At 60.5% G+C, this 17872-nt stretch carries 16 protein-coding genes; 8 read left to right on the top strand and 8 right to left on the bottom strand.

The window, feature by feature from the left end:
• Positions 1-14: 14 nt before the first annotated feature.
• The gene (locus J5278_RS06230) at positions 15-1217 is read right to left on the bottom strand and encodes an efflux RND transporter periplasmic adaptor subunit (protein WP_209184500.1); all 1203 of its coding nucleotides are present in this window, start codon (positions 1215-1217) and stop codon (positions 15-17) included.
• A 59-nt stretch (positions 1218-1276) separates the two neighbouring features.
• The gene (locus tag J5278_RS06225) at positions 1277-2086 is read right to left on the bottom strand and encodes an alpha/beta hydrolase fold domain-containing protein (protein WP_209184501.1); all 810 of its coding nucleotides are present in this window, start codon (positions 2084-2086) and stop codon (positions 1277-1279) included.
• A gap of 171 nt (positions 2087-2257) precedes the next feature.
• Here J5278_RS06225 and J5278_RS06220 point away from each other — a divergent pair, with 171 nt between their 5' ends.
• Positions 2258-3169 (top strand): LysR family transcriptional regulator, encoded by a 912-nt coding sequence (locus tag J5278_RS06220; RefSeq protein ID WP_209184502.1) that lies wholly within the window; start codon positions 2258-2260, stop codon positions 3167-3169.
• Positions 3170-3187: 18 nt separating this feature from the next.
• Here the strand turns inward: J5278_RS06220 and J5278_RS06215 are convergent, their stop codons facing one another.
• Positions 3188-3955, bottom strand: a complete 768-nt coding sequence (locus tag J5278_RS06215) for a helix-turn-helix transcriptional regulator (RefSeq protein WP_209184503.1) — start codon at positions 3953-3955, stop codon at positions 3188-3190.
• Positions 3956-4066: 111 nt separating this feature from the next.
• On the opposite strand from J5278_RS06215, the gene J5278_RS06210 reads away from it, so the two are divergent.
• Positions 4067-5023: a DMT family transporter gene (locus tag J5278_RS06210; RefSeq protein ID WP_209184504.1), complete on the top strand. Its 957-nt coding sequence runs from the start codon at positions 4067-4069 to the stop codon at positions 5021-5023.
• Between the two features lie 480 nt (positions 5024-5503).
• Positions 5504-6784: a cysteine desulfurase-like protein gene (locus J5278_RS06205; protein ID WP_209184505.1), complete on the top strand. Its 1281-nt coding sequence runs from the start codon at positions 5504-5506 to the stop codon at positions 6782-6784.
• A gap of 9 nt (positions 6785-6793) precedes the next feature.
• Here J5278_RS06205 and J5278_RS06200 read toward each other — a convergent pair whose 3' ends face one another.
• On the bottom strand, positions 6794-7885 hold the full coding sequence (locus tag J5278_RS06200; RefSeq protein ID WP_209184506.1) for an LLM class flavin-dependent oxidoreductase: 1092 nt from the start codon (positions 7883-7885) through the stop codon (positions 6794-6796).
• 134 nt (positions 7886-8019) lie between these two features.
• Here J5278_RS06200 and J5278_RS06195 point away from each other — a divergent pair, with 134 nt between their 5' ends.
• The 4 genes from J5278_RS06195 to J5278_RS06180 all read left to right on the top strand — a co-directional run bounded on the left by J5278_RS06195 (position 8020) and on the right by J5278_RS06180 (position 11832).
• Complete coding sequence (locus J5278_RS06195) at positions 8020-8781, top strand: HpcH/HpaI aldolase/citrate lyase family protein (protein ID WP_209184507.1); 762 nt, start codon at positions 8020-8022, stop codon at positions 8779-8781.
• A 152-nt stretch (positions 8782-8933) separates the two neighbouring features.
• Complete coding sequence (locus J5278_RS06190) at positions 8934-10190, top strand: pyridoxal phosphate-dependent aminotransferase (RefSeq protein ID WP_209184508.1); 1257 nt, start codon at positions 8934-8936, stop codon at positions 10188-10190.
• Between the two features lie 80 nt (positions 10191-10270).
• The gene (locus J5278_RS06185) at positions 10271-11068 is read left to right on the top strand and encodes an ABC transporter substrate-binding protein (RefSeq protein WP_209184509.1); all 798 of its coding nucleotides are present in this window, start codon (positions 10271-10273) and stop codon (positions 11066-11068) included.
• Between the two features lie 89 nt (positions 11069-11157).
• Positions 11158-11832: an amino acid ABC transporter permease gene (locus J5278_RS06180; RefSeq protein ID WP_209184510.1), complete on the top strand. Its 675-nt coding sequence runs from the start codon at positions 11158-11160 to the stop codon at positions 11830-11832.
• Between the two features lie 108 nt (positions 11833-11940).
• On the opposite strand, the gene J5278_RS06175 is transcribed toward J5278_RS06180, so the two are convergent.
• The 4 genes from J5278_RS06175 to J5278_RS06160 all read right to left on the bottom strand — a co-directional run bounded on the left by J5278_RS06175 (position 11941) and on the right by J5278_RS06160 (position 16238).
• On the bottom strand, positions 11941-13224 hold the full coding sequence (locus J5278_RS06175) for an MFS transporter (protein ID WP_209184511.1): 1284 nt from the start codon (positions 13222-13224) through the stop codon (positions 11941-11943).
• 237 nt (positions 13225-13461) lie between these two features.
• The gene (locus J5278_RS06170) at positions 13462-13659 is read right to left on the bottom strand and encodes a hypothetical protein (RefSeq protein WP_209184512.1); all 198 of its coding nucleotides are present in this window, start codon (positions 13657-13659) and stop codon (positions 13462-13464) included.
• Positions 13660-14040: 381 nt separating this feature from the next.
• Positions 14041-14556, bottom strand: a complete 516-nt coding sequence (locus J5278_RS06165; protein WP_111222465.1) for a MarR family winged helix-turn-helix transcriptional regulator — start codon at positions 14554-14556, stop codon at positions 14041-14043.
• Positions 14557-14666: 110 nt separating this feature from the next.
• Positions 14667-16238, bottom strand: coding sequence for an NAD(P)/FAD-dependent oxidoreductase (locus tag J5278_RS06160; protein ID WP_209184602.1), 1572 nt, complete (start codon positions 16236-16238; stop codon positions 14667-14669).
• Positions 16239-16573: 335 nt separating this feature from the next.
• On the opposite strand from J5278_RS06160, the gene J5278_RS06155 reads away from it, so the two are divergent.
• The gene (locus tag J5278_RS06155; RefSeq protein ID WP_209184513.1) at positions 16574-17359 is read left to right on the top strand and encodes a cyclase family protein; all 786 of its coding nucleotides are present in this window, start codon (positions 16574-16576) and stop codon (positions 17357-17359) included.
• Positions 17360-17872 lie beyond the last annotated feature (513 nt).

The following is a 17872-nucleotide window of genomic DNA, read 5'->3' as shown; positions in this document are numbered from 1 at the left end:
GGTCTTCAAGGCGCCTACTTCGAAGCGGCGACCTTCTGCTCGGGCTTCTGTTCAGGCTGCGGATCGACAAGTGCACCCGGGCGCACCCGCTGCAGGCCGTTGACGACGATCCGGTCGCCGACCTTGAGGCCCGATTCGACGATGCGCTGGCCGTCATTGAGATCGCCGAGCGTCACCTGCCGATAGACGAGCTTGTTGTCGGCGCCGACAAGAAACACGAACTTCTTGTCCTGATCGGTGCCCACGGCCCTGTCGTTGATGACGATCTTGTTTTCAGACTTCGGCTGGCCCATTCGCACCCGAACGAACTGCCCGGGGATGAGATGGCCGCCCGGATTGGCAAAGACGGCGCGCACACCGATGGTGCCGCTGGCCGTATCGACCTCGTTGCCGATCAGTTGCAGCTTGCCGGTGATCGGCGTGCCGCTGTCGCGTGTCGTACCGATCTCAACCGGGATCTGCTCGACTGGCGGCGCAACGCCGTCATTGGCCGTCAGTTGTCCGAGGGCGCTGGTCACGGCCTGCTCGTCGGCATTGAAGCTTGCGTAGATCGGATCGACCGAAACCAGCGTCGTCAGCGCCGGCGACGCCGAGCCAGCAGCGACGAGATTGCCAACAGTCACCTCAAGCTTGCCGACACGACCGGCAATCGGTGCGCGGACCTGCGTGTAGTCGAGGTTGAGCTGGGCGGTCTGCAGGGCTGCCTGGGCCGCCTGAACATTCGCCTGCGCTTCTGAATAGGCGCTCGCCCTTGTGTCGAGGTCGCTCTGCGAAATCGTCTTGTTGTCGGAAAGGCGACGACCGCGGTCGAGCTCGAGTTTGGCAAGATCGACGCGCGAAGCGGCGGCCTCGACCTGCGCCTTTGCCTGGGCTACGGCCGCCAGATAAGGCGCCGGATCAATGGTCAGCAACAGGTAGCCGGGTTTGACGAGTGCGCCCTCGCGGAAATTGACCGACTGGATGGCACCGGCAACGCGCGGACGGATGGACACCCGTTCGATCGCTTCGAGCCGCCCGGAAAACTCCTCCCAGGCCGTGACATCCGCAGCCGCAACCGTAGCGACTGTCACCGGAACGGCCGCAGGCGCCGCAGCCTTGGCAGGCTCACTGGCAACCGCACCGCGCGGCAGGTCGAGATAGAAGGCTGCCCCGAAAACGGACGCAGCAAGGCTTATGCCGGCGCCCCACAGGGCCCAGCGCTTGTCTTTGGTTGTCATTGCATTCTCTCCTTTTCAGCCCCGGCTTGGGATCCCGGGCTGCAGATCACTGGCTCTAATCAGCCAGGCCGAACACGAATATCGTCTACGAAGCTCTTGAAACTCTTGCAGATATCACCCTGCCAAGTTTGCTCGTCGGCCGATTGTCCGCCATAAATTCTTGCCCAGCCCATACCGGCGGACAGGATACGCTGCTGGACAGAAACGCCTGCCTTTTCCAGCAATTTTCCATATTCCACGCTCTCGTCGCGCAACGGATCATCCTCCGCCGTCAGCAGCAAGGTCGGCGCCACGCCTGAAAGCCGCGAACAGAACCGCGGCGCGGCATAGGGATGGCAGACACCACCGAGGAAACCCAGATAGTGGTTCCAGCCCTCGCTCCAGCGTTCACGCATCCCGCTCTTGTCGGCGCACTGAAACGACTTGCTGCCCATGAAAGGGTCGAGCAGAGGCGAGATCAGCACCTGTCCGTCAAGCATCCCTGGCATCTGGTCGCGCGCCTTTAGAGCGACGCCAGCCGCAAGGTTTCCGCCCGACTCTTCGCCGGCAACAAGCAATAGCGACTTCTTGCCACCCAGCTCGCGCTTGCGGGCAAGATATTCCAGTACGCCGTAGGCATATTCGAGCGACTTCGGAAAACCGTTGTCGGTCGGCCCACTGCAATCCGCGTCAACGACGATGGCACCGGCATCTGCCAGGCACTCCGCAACCGGACGGCCGACATAGACCGCCTTGTCCAGAAACGCGCCGCCGTGAAGATATAGCACGACCGGCGCATTCTTGTCGTCAAGCGAGTCACAGAACACACGTGCGGAAACCGGACCTGTAGCCACGCCTTCCAACACAACTTCCTTAAACGGGGCACGCATCGAGGGGCTCCCAACTGAGTGGACCGATCAAACGAGATCAATTCCGCCTCATCTCTTGGGTGGAACATATTGTTATTCCGTTTTACAGATAAGTCCCCTATATTCGATCAGACTATTCACGATCTCGAACAATGGGCAGCTTTCCGTAAACCGGCTCAGGATTATTACAGGATGGACCAGCTTTCCGCCATGCGCGCTTTCGCCCGTGTTGTCGAAACCGGCAATTTCACGCGCGCAGCCACGACCCTGTCGATGCCGAAGGCGACGGTAACGACACTCATCCAGGGGCTCGAACAGCACCTGCACACGAAATTGCTGAACCGCACGACCCGCCGTGTCATGGTGACCACCGACGGCGCCCTTTACTACGAGCGCGCGATCCAGATCCTTTCGGAAATCGAGGAGCTCGACGGCAGCGTCAGCAATTCGCAGAGCCTGCCGAGCGGCCGGCTGCGGGTCGAAATGGCTGGCGCCTTTGCCGACGAGATCGTTATCCCGGCGCTGTGCGACTTCCACCTGCGCTATCCCGATATCCGCATCGACATGGGTGTCGGCGACCGGCTGGTGGATTATCTCGCCGAGAACGTCGATTGCGCCCTGCGCGCAGGCACCCCCACGGATCAGTCCCTGATTGCCCGGCGCGTCGGCGAAATTCCGATGGTCACCTGCGCGTCACCGCGTTACATCGAAAAATTCGGCACGCTTCAGTCCCCTCAAGACATCGAAACCGGACACTTCGCCGTCAGCTACTTTCGCGCCCAGACGGGAAAGACGATACCGTTCGAGTTCTCCCGTGCCAATGAGACGTTCGAGATCAGCCCCACATACATCCTGTCGGTCAATGATAGCAGAAGCTTCGTCAACGCGGCTCTGAGCGGTCTCGGCATCATCCAGGCTCCTGCCTTCATGATCCGCGAAGCGTTGGCGGATGGGAAGCTTGTGCGAATGCTTCCTGATTGGCACCGCGACCCCTTGCCCCTGCACATCGTCTATCCGCCGAACCGGCATCTCAGCAACAAGGTCCGCGTCTTCGTCGACTGGCTGGCAAAGCTGCTGGTCACCTCCCGCATCGGCGATCTCTGATACATGGCATCGGCAGCGTCACCTGCGCCGCATCTGGGTGGGGCTGCTGCCTGTCAGGCGTCGGAACATGGCAATGAAGGCCGAGGCGCTGCCGTAGCCCAATTCTTGCGCCACCTGCCGCACCGGCATGTCGGCTTCGAGCATCGCCAGCGCCGCAACCAGCTTCAATCGCTGCCGCCAGTCGTTGAACGACATTCCCAGCTCGTCCTGGCATCGCCTCGAAAGCGTCCGCTCGGTGGTTTTCATCATCCGCGCCCATTCTTCCAGGGACCGGCGATCGCCGGGCGCCTCCTGCAAGGCAGACAAAACGGGTCCAAGCAACGCATCGACGGAAAGCGGCAGATAGCTTTCGCAGCGCTCCGCCAGCCGTATCTGGTCGACCAGCACCTGCGCCAGCCGTAGATCCTCCGTCGTTTGTGGCACGCCGACGTCGCGGATCGCAAAGTCCGCCAGTATAGCCTTCAACAGCGGACTGAGGCTGAGCGTCTGCGGAACGGGCGGCAGATCCGCACACAACTCCCGCGCGACATACACCGTGACGTAGCGAACATCATGCCTGATCCACGCTTCATGCAGGGTGTAGGGCGGCAGCCATATGCCGTAATGCGGTGGGGAGAGATAGCGGATACCTTCGATGTCCAGTTCCGCGACGCCGACAAGCGCATAGTTCAGCTCGCCCCACTCCTGGCTCTTGGCCGGAAAGACCGTACCTCCAACGTAACTCTCGGTTCGGAAGGAAACCGGGGCTGGCGGCTCTCCGTCAAGGCGTGGCGATCGAGCGGACATGGCGGAATTCCGGGACTGGCTTTCTGGAATTCGCTATATACCACTAATCGGACAAACGCTAAACACACCCCTGCAGCAGGCATCTCCCTTATTCGTTTTGCGGGAACATCCATGGCCGACGGAAAATCCATCGAGACAGCGACGCCGCTGACCCCGGCTTCGGCCTTCGCGCCGTTTGCAACCGTGCTGATCTGGTCCGGCAACGTCATTGTCACGGAGGCGGCATTCGGCGTCATCGCTCCGGGATCGATCGCATTCTACCGCTGGCTGATCGCTCTCCTCGTCCTGCTGCCCTTTGTCGCCAAGGTAGCCTGGCAACAGCGAGCCGTCGCGGCGCGTCACTGGTTGCAACTGGCAGTGCTAGGAGCGCTTGGCATGGTCGTCTACCAGAGCCTTGCCTATGAGGCGGCGAAGACCACGACCGCCGTCAACATGGGCGTTATGCTGGCACTGATGCCGCTGATGTCGGCGCTGCTTGCAAGCCTGCTTGCCGCCGAAAGACTGTCGTTCAACCGCCTCGCCGGCGGCGGCGTCTCGCTCGCCGGCCTTGTCTATCTCACGTCGCACGGCGACCCCGCCACGCTTCTGACCGGTGGATTTCACATCGGCGATGGCCTTATGCTGATCGCGATAGCAGCAAACTCGCTCTACGGCGTTCTGCTGAAGCGCTGGACAATTCCGCTGTCGCTCTGGCTGCAGCTGTTCTGGCAGATCGCCTTTGCGACCTTGATGCTAGTTCCCGTCTGGCTGATGGGGACGATTTCGCCGATCACGACGGCAAACCTGCCGCTCATCCTCTACGCCGCCATCCCCACATCCCTGATCGCGCCACTCTATTGGATGACAGCGATCCGCAGCCTTGGCGCCGCCCGCACCGCCCTCTTCATCAACCTGCTGCCGGTCGTCGTCGCCATTCTCGCCTGGGCTATCCTGAAAGAGGAGTTGCACGCCTACCACGCCATCGGTGGTGCGCTTGCACTAGCGGGCGTCGGCATCGGCCTTCGCCAGCGCAAGCCCTCTCGCATAATGACAAAAGCCGTCACCAACCCTGCTCAACACAGGTCGTGATCTTCCACCGAATGCAATCTTAAGGCGATTTTTCTATCTTACCCTCATCTACTTCGACTATGCCTGATAGAGTCGGTAGCGAAAGCAGCAGGCACCGTGGCCAGCGGTGCATCGAGGAAGACGGGCCTCCTCGACCCAGGCGAGGGCCTCGTTACTGAAAACGGAGGTGATCTATGTGGTATATACCGCTTAGTTTCACGTTTGTGGTAAGAAAAACCCGCACAGGCTGGTCAATGACGGTGCGGGTTAACTTTTTATCATAAACAAAACGGTGGGTGGAGTTAGCGCTCCGTCCACCACTCCAAGATATGTCGAAACAACCAGTTTTGCAAGTACAGTATCGAGCTCACCGAGCCGATCCCAAGACCAGCCGCGAATTTAGTTGAACTATAAAATATCTCGTGATCATATGCTTGCGAGACGGCAGGGGACCCCGCCTCAAACCGACCAAACGAAACGGCGCCCCCCCGCGAGACACCCATGAACGCTGCAGCTTCCGACACGACGTTTACCGGCGAAAACGGCTTTCCGGTCGAGGAACTGCGCGGCATGTTTCCAGCACTGCAGAAGGCCGGCGATTTTGTCTTTCTCGACAATGCCGGCGGCGCGCAGGTGCCGCAGGCTGTTGTCGACGCGGTTGCAAACCACCTCATCGACTTCAACGTCCAGCGCATGGCCAAATACCAGCACAGCCAAGGTGTCGACCGTAATCTCGATGAGGCACGCGAGACCGTTGGCTTGCTCGTCAACGCCTACCGACCGGAAGAAATCTCCTTCGGCCTGAACGCCACATCTTTCATCCGGCTCGTTAGCCTTGGCATTGCCAGGATGCTGGAGACACGCAACGAGATCATCGTCACCGACATGGACCATGACGCAAACATCGCCACCTGGATGGCGCTGGAGGCCGATGGCGCAACGATCGTCTGGTGGCACATGCGCGAAGACGGTACGCTGCATACGGATGACTTGAAGCCGCTCCTCTCGGAGCGCACCCGCCTAGTAGCCTGCACCGTCACGGCCCATTCGATCGGCACCATCGTCGATGTCAAGACGGTCGGGCAGCTGGCCCATGCGGCCGGCGCCGAAGTCTTTCTCGACAGCGTCCACTACGGCCCGCACGGCCTGATCGACGTGCAGGACTGGAACTGCGACTATCTCGTCTGCTCCGGCTACAAGAATTTCTCGCCGCACATGGGTTTCCTCTGGGGCCGCTACGATGCGCTGGTCAAGCTGCCGACGTTCAAGGAAGACTTCATTCCGGATGTCCCGCCCTACAAGATCGAGGTCGGCACCTTCGCCTACGAGAACGTGGCCGGCATGAACGCTGCCGTCAAATATCTAGAAACCCTCGGCCGCCGCTTCCTGCCCGCCGGAGAACACTCCCGACGCGCTGCCATAGCCGCCGCCATGGGCGCCATCCGCGCCTATGAAACGACCCTGTCGCGCGAATTGCTGGCAATCCTCAAGCGTCACGGCGCAGTGATCTACGGCATCTCCGACGAGACCAACATTGCCGGTCGCGTGCCGACAATATGCTTCAACATCCCCGGCATCACGCCCCAGCAGATTGCCGGTGAGATGGGCGAAGCCGGCATCGGCCTGCGCGACGGCCACATGTTCGCCCCGCGTCTGATGAGACGTCTCGGGCTGACCATGGAACAGGGTGCGCTCAGGATTTCCATGGTGCACTACAACACCCTGGCAGAAGCCGCCCGCTTCGACCTGGTCCTCGGCAACATCATCGCCCGCCATCGGTGAAATGCATTCTCACATCCGATACCCCGCCTGCTGCAGGATCGGCAGCACGCGGTCGCAGAAATATGGCAGTTCCTGCGTGTAGTTGACGAAGGAAAGGGCTATGCCGGCATAGCCTTTTTCGCTGACCTCGATCATTTCAGCGGCGATGCTCTCCGGCGTCCCGATCAGCGGATAGCTGCCGGCACCGCCTGCAAAGCGTTGGCGATAGCGATCATAGGCTCCGGCATCATGCGATTGTGAGAACTCCTTCTTGCCTGCCATATGGGCATCGACCGCCTCGTGATCGGCCATGTTGACGGCGTAGCGCACGTAATAATCCTGCGCTTCCTGCCGGCTCTCGCGGCAGACGACATGGCAGACGGTGTAGACGCCGACATCTCGGCCTTTGGCCTCCGCCCGCTCGCGGATATCGGCAACCGGCTTTCCGGCATCCGCCATCTCCGTGAACGTGGTGAAGAGGTAATCGCAATGGGCTGCGGCGAAATCTCGACCCGGACCGCCGAATGCTGCATTCATGGTCACCGGGCGAGGTATTTGCAGGCTTGCCGGCCGGCTGACTGCATCCTTCAGGCTGTAGTAGACACCGTTGAAATCGAAGGGCTGATCGGGGCCGTAGGCGCGCTCGACAATATCGAGCCACTCGGCTGCCTGATCATAGCCCTTCTCGACCAGCGGCGTGCCGAACATGCCGAATTCCTTCGGGTTCCAGCCGCAAACGATGTTGAGGCCTGCCCTGCCGCCGCTGACATGGTCGACCGTCGCCAGCGATTTTGCGGCGTAAAGCGGATGAACGAGTGGCACGTGGACTGTCATGAACAGGCCGATCTGCTTGGTCGAGGCGGCCAGCGCCGCTGCCCATGTGAAAGTCTCGAACGACCATTCGCGCACCCGATTGCGGCCACCGAAACCGCGCCAGCGGGCAATCGGCAGCAGGAATTCCAGCCCGGCGCGGTCGGCGATCTTTGCCGCAGCAAGATTATCCTCCCAGCTTGCCGTCCACCGCTCCGGCACATCGGTGATCGCCAGCCCACCATCGGCATTGGTCGAAAACACGCCAAGCTTCAGCCTATTCGGCCCCTTGAGCGGATGCTGCTTGATCATGGTTTCTCCCTCACCTTATCAGTCAGGCTACGTGCAGGATAAAATATTTCAAGCCTAAAATAGATTTCGCTTTCGCAGACTTTGCGTTTAGGTTTATCGGTGAACAAACCAATGCCGCCATCCGGGGATCCACCATGACCAGTTTTCGCCAGCGCTGCCTCGACCGCGCTCCGCTGATCGGCACGTTTTCGGCCATCCCCCATCCTGTCGCGGTGGAAGTCGTGGCGATGGCGGGCGTCGATTTTCTCTGCATCGACTGGGAGCACGCGCAGATCAGTCGCGAGCGCATCGAGGATCTCATTCGCGCCGCCGACGTGCATCGCGTGCCTGCAATTGTCCGGGTGCCCGGCCATGCGCCGGAATCCATCGCCGCCGTTCTCGATGCTGGAGCAGCCGGCGTGCTGGTGCCGCGCATCTCCAATGCCGCAGAGGCCACGGCCGCAGTGATGGCAACGCGGTACCCGCCGGTCGGCGAGCGAGGCGTCGGCCCAGGTCGCGCCGCAGCCTACGGCTACCGCATCCCGGACTACTTGGCGAAAGCCAATGGATCGCTCGTTCTCGCCATCCAGGTCGAGACGGCTGAAGGCCTTGCCAACATCGCGGAGATCGCGGCCGTCGAGGGCGTCGATGTCATTTTCATCGGCCCCGGCGACCTGTCGGTGTCCATCGATGCACTCGGGCCAGATGGCAAGGACAGGCTCGACAAAGCCATCCGCACCATCACCGAAACATCACTTGCAGCCGGCAGGACTGTTGGCATTTTCCGTCCCTCGACATCGGATATCGCGACTTGGTCGGCGGCCGGCATCAGTTTCTTCCTGCTGGCCAGCGACACAATGTTTCTTGGAGCCGCCATGGCGGAAAACGCTGCAAAAGCGCGCAATTCTTGCGCTTAGCAACAACCGATATTTAAGTTAGCAACATCAACGACTTGAAGCCAATTTTCAAACGTCAAAAATATGCTTTTTTCTTAGACTTTTTAAGCTTCAAATTTTTTTCTTGAAATGCCCTTCGTTTTGGATAACCATTCGAAATCAAGGGGTGATCCATGCGTCTTCCGAAACTATCGGCGACGTTCCGACATCTGAATTTCAAGGAAAAGACCGTGCCTTTACGAGCATCACCCGCAGCCGACAACGACCGTTACGCTTTCGACGGCATCCGCGCCCAGATCCGCGACCTGCACACCGAGAATATTGCCGAACTCGCCATGCGCGCCCGCGAACTCGGAGATGTGATCCCGCTCTGGTATGGCGAAGGCGACATGGTAACGCCGGCTTTCATCCGCGATGCCGCCAAGCAGGCACTCGATGACGGCACCACCTTCTACATCCCCAATATGCGCGGCTCCGGTCCGCTCAACGAAGCCCTTTCGGCCTATCAGTCGCGGCTGCACGACCGCGACATTCCGATCCAGCGCACGACGATTGCGCCGGGCGGCATGCAGGCGCTTTATCTCGCCCTCCAGCTGCTGGTCGATGTCGGCAGCAATGTCGTCTACGTCGCGCCGCAGTGGCCGAACATCCACAACGCCATCCATCTGATCGGCGGCGAGCCACGCCCCGTACCGCTCGACTTCGACACCGACTGGCACCTCGATCTCGACAAGCTGTTTGCCCGCTGCGACGCCCGCACACGCGCCATCTGCCTGTCGACACCATCCAATCCGACCGGCTGGACGGCTTCGCGCGACGAGATGCAGGCGCTGCTGGAATTCAGCCGCCGGACCGGCATCTGGATCATCTCGGACGAGGTTTACGCGCGGCTCTATTTCGAAGGCATAGTCGCACCCTCGATCCTCCAGGTTGCCGACGATGGCGACCGGGTGATCTCGGTGAACAGCTTTTCGAAAGCCTGGGCGATGACCGGCTGGCGCATTGGCTGGCTCACCCACCCCTCCGGCGTCGCCGACCAACTGGCTGCGATGACGCAGTATATCAACAGCGGAACGGCCGGCATGATCCAGGCTGGAGCACTGGCTGCCGTCAGGGATGGCGAGCCGCTGGTCGAGGATGTCAGGCAGAAGATCAAGGCCGGCCTCGACCTCGCCTACGAGAAACTTCCGCAGATTCCGGGAATCGTCCTGCCGGTAAAACCGCGCGGCGGCATGTACGCCTTCTTCGCGCTCGAGGGCGAGAGCGATGCCCGCGCTGCCTGCACCCGCATCCTGGAGACCTCGCGCGTCGGCCTGGCCCCGGGCTATCTCTTCGGAGACAGCTCCCGCGCCTTCCTGCGCATGTGCATCTTCCGCGACATCGAACAGATCCGCACTGCGCTCGACCGGATGGTCGGCGCCATGACATGACGGCCAGCCCTTGAGGGCGCGCCGATGCTACCCCCGTGGGCCAACGATGCCTTCGGGTCCATAACCAGAGGGAAACAGACATGAGCCTTACGCGTCGTAATCTATTGGTGCTCGCCGCCGCCATCAGCCTTGCCGGCGGGTCGTCCATTGCCCATGCGGCAGAGACGTTGAACGTCGGTTCCTACCCGAGCAACCCGCCGTTTGAGTACAAGACAGACTCGGGCACCTTCGAGGGCTTCGAGGTCGACATCGTCAAGGAAGCCGCCAAGCGCGCCGAAATGACCCCCGAAATCGCCGACTATGGCTTCCAGGCGCTGTTCGCCGGAACCTCGTCCAAGCGCATCGACGTTGCGATCTCGTCGATCACCATCACGCCGGAGCGGCTGAAGTCGCAGTCCTTCACCCAGCCCTACTACGATTCCGACATGGGCATCGCCGCCAAGGCCGACAGCGCCATCAAGGGCATTGCCGATCTCAAGGGCAAGACCATCGGCGTGCTGTCCGGCTCGACCGGTGCAAAATGGGTCGACGAGCATAAGGCCGCAGATGGCTTCGCAGACGTCAAGGGCTACAATGCCCAGCAGGAAATGTTCCTCGATCTCGGCGCCGGCCGGGTCGATGCCGTGGTCAGCGACGTGCCCGGCATGGAATACCTGTTCGTCAAGATGAAGGGCTTTGCCGTAAAGGAGCGCATCAAGACAGGCGAACAGTACGGCCTGATGATGACGAAGGATTCCCCGCTGCTCGGCAAGCTTAACGATGCCCTGACAGCGATGAAAAAAGACGGCACCTTGCAGGCGATCCACAAGAAGTGGTTCGGCAGCGATGCACCGGCTGGCTCCTCCACGGTCGTCGAAATGCCGATCCCCAAGGCGTGATCGAACCATAACCTGCCATGATCCATGCCGGTCGCCCAGAAGCCGGCATGGATATGACGGACTGAACGCTTGCAAGACCGGTGGATACCATGTCGCTCGTCGAGACCTTCTTCAACTACGACGTCCTGATGTCGTCCATACCGGCCCTGCTGCGGGGTTTGTGGAACACCATCCTGCTCGGCATGATGAGCATCGTCATCGGCGTGCCCTTCGGCCTCGTCATCAGCCTCGTCAGGCTCTATGCGCCGAAACCATTCCGGCTGCTCGCCGTCGGCTATATCGACATCCTGCGGGCAACACCGGTCCTCGTCGTCCTCATCCTGATCTATTATGCCTTGCCGTTCCTTGGCATCAGGCTGACGTCCTGGGCATCGGCCGTCATCGCCTTTTCCATCGTCATGGCCGCCTACTCCGCCGAGGTCTTTCGCTCCGGCATCGAGAGTGTCGCGAGGGGTCAGTTCGAGGCGGCCTCGGCCCTCGGCCTGCCCTTCATCGTCACGCTCTACAAGGTGGTTTTGCCGCAGGCGATACGCATAGTCATCCCGCCGATGACCAGCAATTGCGTGTCGATGTTCAAGGATACCTCGCTGGCCTCAACCGTCGCCCTGCCGGAATTGCTGAAGGAAGCGCAGGACGCCCAGGCCCTCTACGCCAACCCCTCGCCCCTGATCGGCGCAGCACTCGTCTACATCATCCTGTTGTGGCCAATGGTGCGACTGGTGAGCATGCTGGAAAAGCGCTTCAAGACCGAAAAGGCCCATTGAAGGCTGCGGTTGCCTGGACGGCAGACGTAGCCTCTTGGACAGCACCGCCAGCAATCATTGCGGAGTGCCTCCGCAAGAAGGCACTCCAGAGCGGAAAACATTCAGCTCCTACACCGAGCCGACTTCTGCCTTACGGCCAAGCGCGCGTTCGACCACGATCACCAGCACGCCTGCGGCTGCCAGGCATGCGGCAAGGAAGAACATCGGCACGATCTTGCTTCCGGTGGCATCGCTGATCCACGGCACCACGTTCTGTGCGATGAAGCCACCGAGATTACCGACCGAGTTGATGGCGGCCAGGCCTGCTGCGGCACCGGCACCCCGGAGGAAGCGCGATGGCAGGCTCCAGAACACCGGCTGCCCGGCAAAAATCCCCGCCGCGGCGATGCAGAGAAAGATGAACTGCAGCAGCGGCGAAGTAACAAGGGCGGATAGCGTCAGGGCGATGGCGCCGACGAAAGCAGGTCCGGCGATGTAGGGTGTCTTTGCTTCCGTCTTGTCGGCAGCGGCAGGCACGACCCAGAGGGCAATCGCCACGACCACCCAAGGGATGATGTTGATGAAGCCGTTGACGGTGTTGGTAACGCCGAAGCCCTTGACGATGGTCGGCAGCCAATAACTCAGCCCATAGGCTGCCAGCGGGAAGCCGATGTAGCAGATAGCCATCAGCATCACCCGCGGGTTGATAAGCGCCTTGAAACCGTCATCTGCGGTGCCGTCCATGCCCTGGTTTTCCTGCGCCAGCCGCTCTTTCAGCCAAAGCTTTTCAGCGTCGTTGAGGAATTTTGCCTCTTCCGGCCGGTCGTCCAGATAGAAGAACGTTACCAGACCCACCACAACGGCGGGGATACCGGTGGCGAGGAACACCCACTCCCAACCGGCAAGGCCCAGGAAGCCGTGCAGATCCAGCAACATGCCGCCAAGCGGCGCGCCGACAGCATTGGCGATGGCGCTGAAGATCATGAACAGACCGACCATGCGCCCTCGATAGTTCCGGGGAAACCAGAGGGTCAGGAGAAACAGCACGCCCGGGAAGAAGCCGGCTTCGGCGACGCCGAGCAGGAAGCGCAGGATGTAGAACATCGTCATATTCTGTGTGAAGGCCAGCGCAATCGTCACCAGACCCCAGCTGACCATGATCCGCGTGAACCAGACACGGGCTCCGAACCGCGTCAGGAACAGGTTTGCAGGGATTTCGAAAATGAAATAACCGACGAAGAACAGGGACGCACCGAGGCCATAGGCGTATTCGCTCATGCCGAGCGCATCGACCATCTGGAGCTTCGCATAGCTGACATTTTGCCGGTCGATATAGGCGATGAGGTAGAGGAGACCCAGAAACGGCATGAGCCGCCAGGTGATCTTCCTGATAAGTGCCTGTTCCGAAACCATGCCGCGTCTCCTCCTCGCAAAATAACAATCAGCCTCCCGTCACCTAGTGCCGGCGTAAAGGCTGGCAACCCTGTAAGGGAAACTTACAGTTGTGTCGCGGATTTGGTGGAGCGCCGTTTGATGCGTTAGTAGATAGAGCTGATAGTGGCAGCCCAAGTCAAATTCGGAGAGAAGTGTTTCATACGTATATAGTCGTGAAATAAAATAATTAAAGCGATTGAGCGAATGTCGACCTGCTCACTTTATGGCCTGCCAGTAAAGATAATCCGTGTATTCCTCAGTAGTCATCTCCCGATAAACAACACCCATCGGTGAGGATTTCTTCATGAGGGGGCCATCAAGCGAGATGCCGGATTCAAGCTCAACAACACCGGTGGCAACACAAGGCTCCCACTTCTCTGTAACCCCAAATAACCTGTTCAAAACCGCGATCATATCATCCCCTAGCTGAAATTCATGCTTAACAAACAACTAACGCGAATTGCTAGCCATCAGATTTAAGCTGGGGACAAATTTGCAAAAGTGGTATTATTGCAACTATATTTGCAATGCCAAATTTTAGAGATAACAATGCATGTTTCACGAAAATTTTGAGAACAGGCCAGCACCGGCTGTAATTTATAAGCGAAATTATATTTATAATATTATATATAAATGAAACTTATTAGAGTAAATAATACAACAGCAGGCCTGCTAAGGCAAAATATACATAATAACAGAAGAAAAATCCACTATAAACTCTTTAATTGACGCCGCCATGCGACATCGACTGCCAATAACGTCCACTATATTGGGCTGCTGCTCTGCCGCCGACTCTTAATCAAACTCCCCGCCTGAAAGGTGGTTGCTGACGGAGGCCTTGACGGTGCCGATGTCGGTCCAGAGTTCTGCGATGATGGACGGGTCTACGTCTCCCAGCATGTCGCGCAGCCAGCCTTCGTGGGCGGCGGCCATGGCGGTGAACAGCTTTTCGCCCTTGGCCGTCAACTTGGCGACGGTCACGCGCCGGTCGCCGTGGGGCGTTTCGCGCAGAACCATACCGTCGATTTCCAGCCGCTCGACCAGCCCCGTGACGTTGCCGTTGGTGACCATCGTCCGTTTTGAGAGTTCGCCGAGCCTCAGCCCGTCGCTTTCGCGATAAAGCTGCGCCATCAGGTCGAACTGCGGCAGCGTCGCGCCGAATTCGGCCCGCAGCCGGCGGCGCACTTCCTGCGAGATCAGCTTCGTGGTCGACAGCATGCGCAGCCAGAGGCGCAGTTCCTGCTTCTTGCCATCCTGGGCGCCGTGCGCAATCGCCTCCAGGTCGACAGTTTCGCTTTCTGCTTCGGCCATGATCCCCGCTCGAATTCCTGGACCGCAATCCGTGTTCCCATGGCATACGAAGCAATATTTGAAATGTCAAAGGTTTCGGATCGGGCCGTGTCGCACGCCAGTGGATAGCCTCATTTGGCCAGCATCCGGGCAAGCAGGAAGCCGGAGCCAGCTCCCGTTCCAGCCCCCGGCCAGGTGGAAGCACCGCACATGTAGAGGCCGGCGACAGGCGTCCTGTAGCGCGAATATCCGGCGACGGGCCGGAACAGGAAATTCTGGTCCAGGTGATGGCTGCCCGAAAGGCTGTCGCCGCCGATGAGATTGGGGTTTTCGCGCTCGAGGTCCAAAGGCGAGACGACGGTCCGGGCGAGGATCTTGGCCCGCAGGCCCGGCGCATGGGCCTCGATGATATCGATCACCCGGTCGGCATAGTCCTCCTTGGCCGCATCCCAGCTGCGCGCGCCGATCTGCCCGGCGGCATCGCCGAGGATCTCGGCCGGAAGAACCCGCACCTGCACCCAGAGCACATGCTTTCCGGCAGGCGCCCGCGACGGATCGATAGCGGTCGGCTGGCCGACGACCAGCGCCGGCTCTATCGGCAACAGACCGGCCGCCGCTTCCGCATAGACTTTCGACATCATCTCGAGATCAGGCGCGATATGCACATAGGCAAAGCTCTTCAGCGCCTCTCCGGCCGTCCAGTCCGGCAGGCTGTCCAGCGCCAGATGGATCATCATCGTGCCGGGTCCGGCACGGAACCGGCTGACCTTGCGATCGAAATCTCGGCGTTTCGGATCGGCATCGAGCAGCTTGCCGAACAGGTTCTTCGGATTGACGTTGGCGATGACGGCGCGGCTCGCCTCCAGCCGACGACCATCGGCCAGCAGCACGCCGGTCGCCTTGCCGCCGGACACCAGCACCTTGTCCACCGCCGTCCCGAGCAGGATCTCGCCCCCGCGCGCGGTCAGCATGCCCGTCATCGCCTTGATGATCGTATCCGCACCGCCTTGTCCAATGACCATGCCAAAGGCCTGGTTGGCCATCGATTCCAGATAGGGAAACAGCGCACCGCCTGCGACATCCGGTGCAAAATCGAGGTGTAGCCCCCAGGCGGCCATCATCGTCTTCAGCTTCGCGTGACGAAACCGGGCATCGAGGAAACCGCGCGGGGAGGAAAGCAGCATGCGCACCGTGTCGTAGAGCCAGCCGCTGCCCTTTTGCCGCCAGGCCTTCCAAAGGACGTTCGCTGCTGCAAGCGAGGGCATGGGTGCACCGAGCAGCCCGAAGATGTGCCGCGCATCGGTGGTGAATTCGGCAAGCATTGCCCGCCAGGCCTCCGCGTCCTCCGGCGAAAGGGCCGCAATCGCAGCCGCCGTCTTTTCGAGATCGGTGCTGACGCCGAGATACGTGCCGTCGCGGAAGACGCTGGCGAAACAATCGGCGGCCGGCACGAAACCGAGACCGTTGGCGACGAGCTCCTGCCGGTATTGGGCAAGGAATGCCGAGCCCGCAAACATCGAGAGGTTCATGGCGCAGAGATCGTGCCGAAAACCCGGCAGCGTCACCTCCGCAGTCTTGACTGCGCCGCCGGCGGTCGTGCTGCCTTCGACGACCGCAACCTTCCAGCCTTTGGCGGCCAGATGTACCGCTGCCGCAAGCCCGTTATGCCCCGCCCCCACCACCACCGCGTCGTATGCCATGATCCACCTTCCGTTCCCTTATTATTTTATACCTCACATGCATACATTCTGCGCCGCCGGCATCAAGGGCAGCGGCCTCGAAATCCCGTCATGGACTGCAATACGATGCGGAATTTGGCTGGAATAACCCCGTTGGATAGCCTGTTTTATAGGCCATATGTCCGCATTTGCCCAATTGTCGGGCGGCCTGAAACTTGACGCCCGAGCCGCCCCGCAAATGCTTGCAATATCATATGGTGTGACATAGGCTTGCCCCATTCAGCCGCCTGCCTGGGCGCAAGAAGGGTAGATCAATGCCCCATCCAGCACGGCGGTTTTCGTTCAAGGGGAACACAGGAATGACGTCGAACACGCTTGCCAGCCTGGCCACCGCCCTCGTTTCGGGCTCCATCAAGGTCGTCGATCTCACCGCATCGCTCGGCCCCGACACCCCGGTGCTCTACCTGCCGCCGCAGTTCGGCAAGAACACGCCGAAGGTCAAGGTCCACACCATCTCGGAGTACAACGAGGATGGGCCGTTCTGGGCCTGGAACTGGCTGGAACTCGGCGAGCATACCGGCACACATTTCGATGCGCCAAGCCACTGGATCACCGGCAAGGACAACCCCCAGAACACCACCGACACCATCCCACCGCAAAACTTCGTCGCCCCCGTTAATGTCATCGATCGCTCGAAGGAGGCAGCCGCCAATCCGGACTATTTGCTGACCGTCGACAGCATCAAGGAATGGGAAGCCGAGTACGGCGACATCGAAGCCGGATCCTGGGTATTGCTGCGTACCGACTGGTACAAGCGCAACGGTTCGACCGAGACATTCCTGAACGCCGACGAGAACGGCCCGCATTCGCCGGGTCCGACTGCCGAGGCGATCGAATATCTGCTCACCAAGGACATCATCGGCTGGGGCCAGGAAACTATCGGCACCGATGCCGGCTCGGCCGGTGGCATGAACCCGCCCTTCCCGGCCCACAACCTGATGCACAAGAACAACCGTTACGGTCTCGCCAGCCTCTGCCAGCTTGATCTTCTGCCGCCAAAGGGCGCCATTCTCATCGCCGCCCCACTGAAGATCGTCTCCGGCACCGGCTCCCCCGTGCGCGCCCTCGCGCTGATCGCCCAATAGACGACGCCCATGCCCCTAGGCGCTCCCTCTCTCCGCCACCGGCAAGGCTCTTGGCCCGGGAGAGCGTCCGCCAAAGGGCACCGGGCGCTTTCGAGCCCTGCTGCGGTGAAGGGACTGGCGGAAGCAGAATCGCTGCCTCCGCCCTCCGCCGCTAGGCAAGCCGCCGCCCCATACATCCCCCACCCTCATTCCTGTGCTCGTCACAGGAATCCAGCCACGGCGCGTCTGCGCCGTGAAAAAACACTTGACCGTCCGCCACAAGCCCTCCCGCGCCCAAGGACTTGGGCGCACTGGATTCCTGTGACAAGCACAGGAATGAGGGAAACCGTGGCAACCTCCCGCCCTCCCGCAAAAGCCAGACTGGCGGAGACAGTGGAAGCAGAGGCAGCAGAGGCAGCAGAGGCAGCAGAGGCAGCAGAGGCAGCAGAGGCAGCAGAGGCAGCAGAGGCAGCAGAGGCAGCAGAGGCAGCAGAGGCAGCAGAGGCAGCAGAGGCAGCAGAGGCAGCATCATTG

Origin of the sequence: Rhizobium sp. B21/90 (genome assembly GCF_019355815.1) — a bacterium.
Classification (GTDB): Bacteria; Pseudomonadota; Alphaproteobacteria; order Rhizobiales; family Rhizobiaceae; genus Rhizobium; species Rhizobium rhododendri.
The sequence above is the reverse complement of the archived record's forward strand: the minus strand, read 5'-3'. Positions and strand labels throughout refer to the sequence as shown.

Bases quoted from the DNA above. Each gene is read 5' to 3' on its own strand.
- J5278_RS06230 (WP_209184500.1), bottom strand. From the start codon at position 1,217: ATGACAACCAAAGACAAGCGCTGGGCCCTGTGGGGCGCCGGCATAAGC.
- J5278_RS06225 (WP_209184501.1), bottom strand. From the start codon at position 2,086: ATGCGTGCCCCGTTTAAGGAAGTTGTGTTGGAAGGCGTGGCTACAGGT.
- J5278_RS06220 (WP_209184502.1), top strand. From the start codon at position 2,258: ATGGACCAGCTTTCCGCCATGCGCGCTTTCGCCCGTGTTGTCGAAACC.
- J5278_RS06215 (WP_209184503.1), bottom strand. From the start codon at position 3,955: ATGTCCGCTCGATCGCCACGCCTTGACGGAGAGCCGCCAGCCCCGGTT.
- J5278_RS06210 (WP_209184504.1), top strand. From the start codon at position 4,067: ATGGCCGACGGAAAATCCATCGAGACAGCGACGCCGCTGACCCCGGCT.
- J5278_RS06205 (WP_209184505.1), top strand. From the start codon at position 5,504: ATGAACGCTGCAGCTTCCGACACGACGTTTACCGGCGAAAACGGCTTT.
- J5278_RS06200 (WP_209184506.1), bottom strand. From the start codon at position 7,885: ATGATCAAGCAGCATCCGCTCAAGGGGCCGAATAGGCTGAAGCTTGGC.
- J5278_RS06195 (WP_209184507.1), top strand. From the start codon at position 8,020: ATGACCAGTTTTCGCCAGCGCTGCCTCGACCGCGCTCCGCTGATCGGC.
- J5278_RS06190 (WP_209184508.1), top strand. From the start codon at position 8,934: ATGCGTCTTCCGAAACTATCGGCGACGTTCCGACATCTGAATTTCAAG.
- J5278_RS06185 (WP_209184509.1), top strand. From the start codon at position 10,271: ATGAGCCTTACGCGTCGTAATCTATTGGTGCTCGCCGCCGCCATCAGC.
- J5278_RS06180 (WP_209184510.1), top strand. From the start codon at position 11,158: ATGTCGCTCGTCGAGACCTTCTTCAACTACGACGTCCTGATGTCGTCC.
- J5278_RS06175 (WP_209184511.1), bottom strand. From the start codon at position 13,224: ATGGTTTCGGAACAGGCACTTATCAGGAAGATCACCTGGCGGCTCATG.
- J5278_RS06170 (WP_209184512.1), bottom strand. From the start codon at position 13,659: ATGATCGCGGTTTTGAACAGGTTATTTGGGGTTACAGAGAAGTGGGAG.
- J5278_RS06165 (WP_111222465.1), bottom strand. From the start codon at position 14,556: ATGGCCGAAGCAGAAAGCGAAACTGTCGACCTGGAGGCGATTGCGCAC.
- J5278_RS06155 (WP_209184513.1), top strand. From the start codon at position 16,574: ATGACGTCGAACACGCTTGCCAGCCTGGCCACCGCCCTCGTTTCGGGC.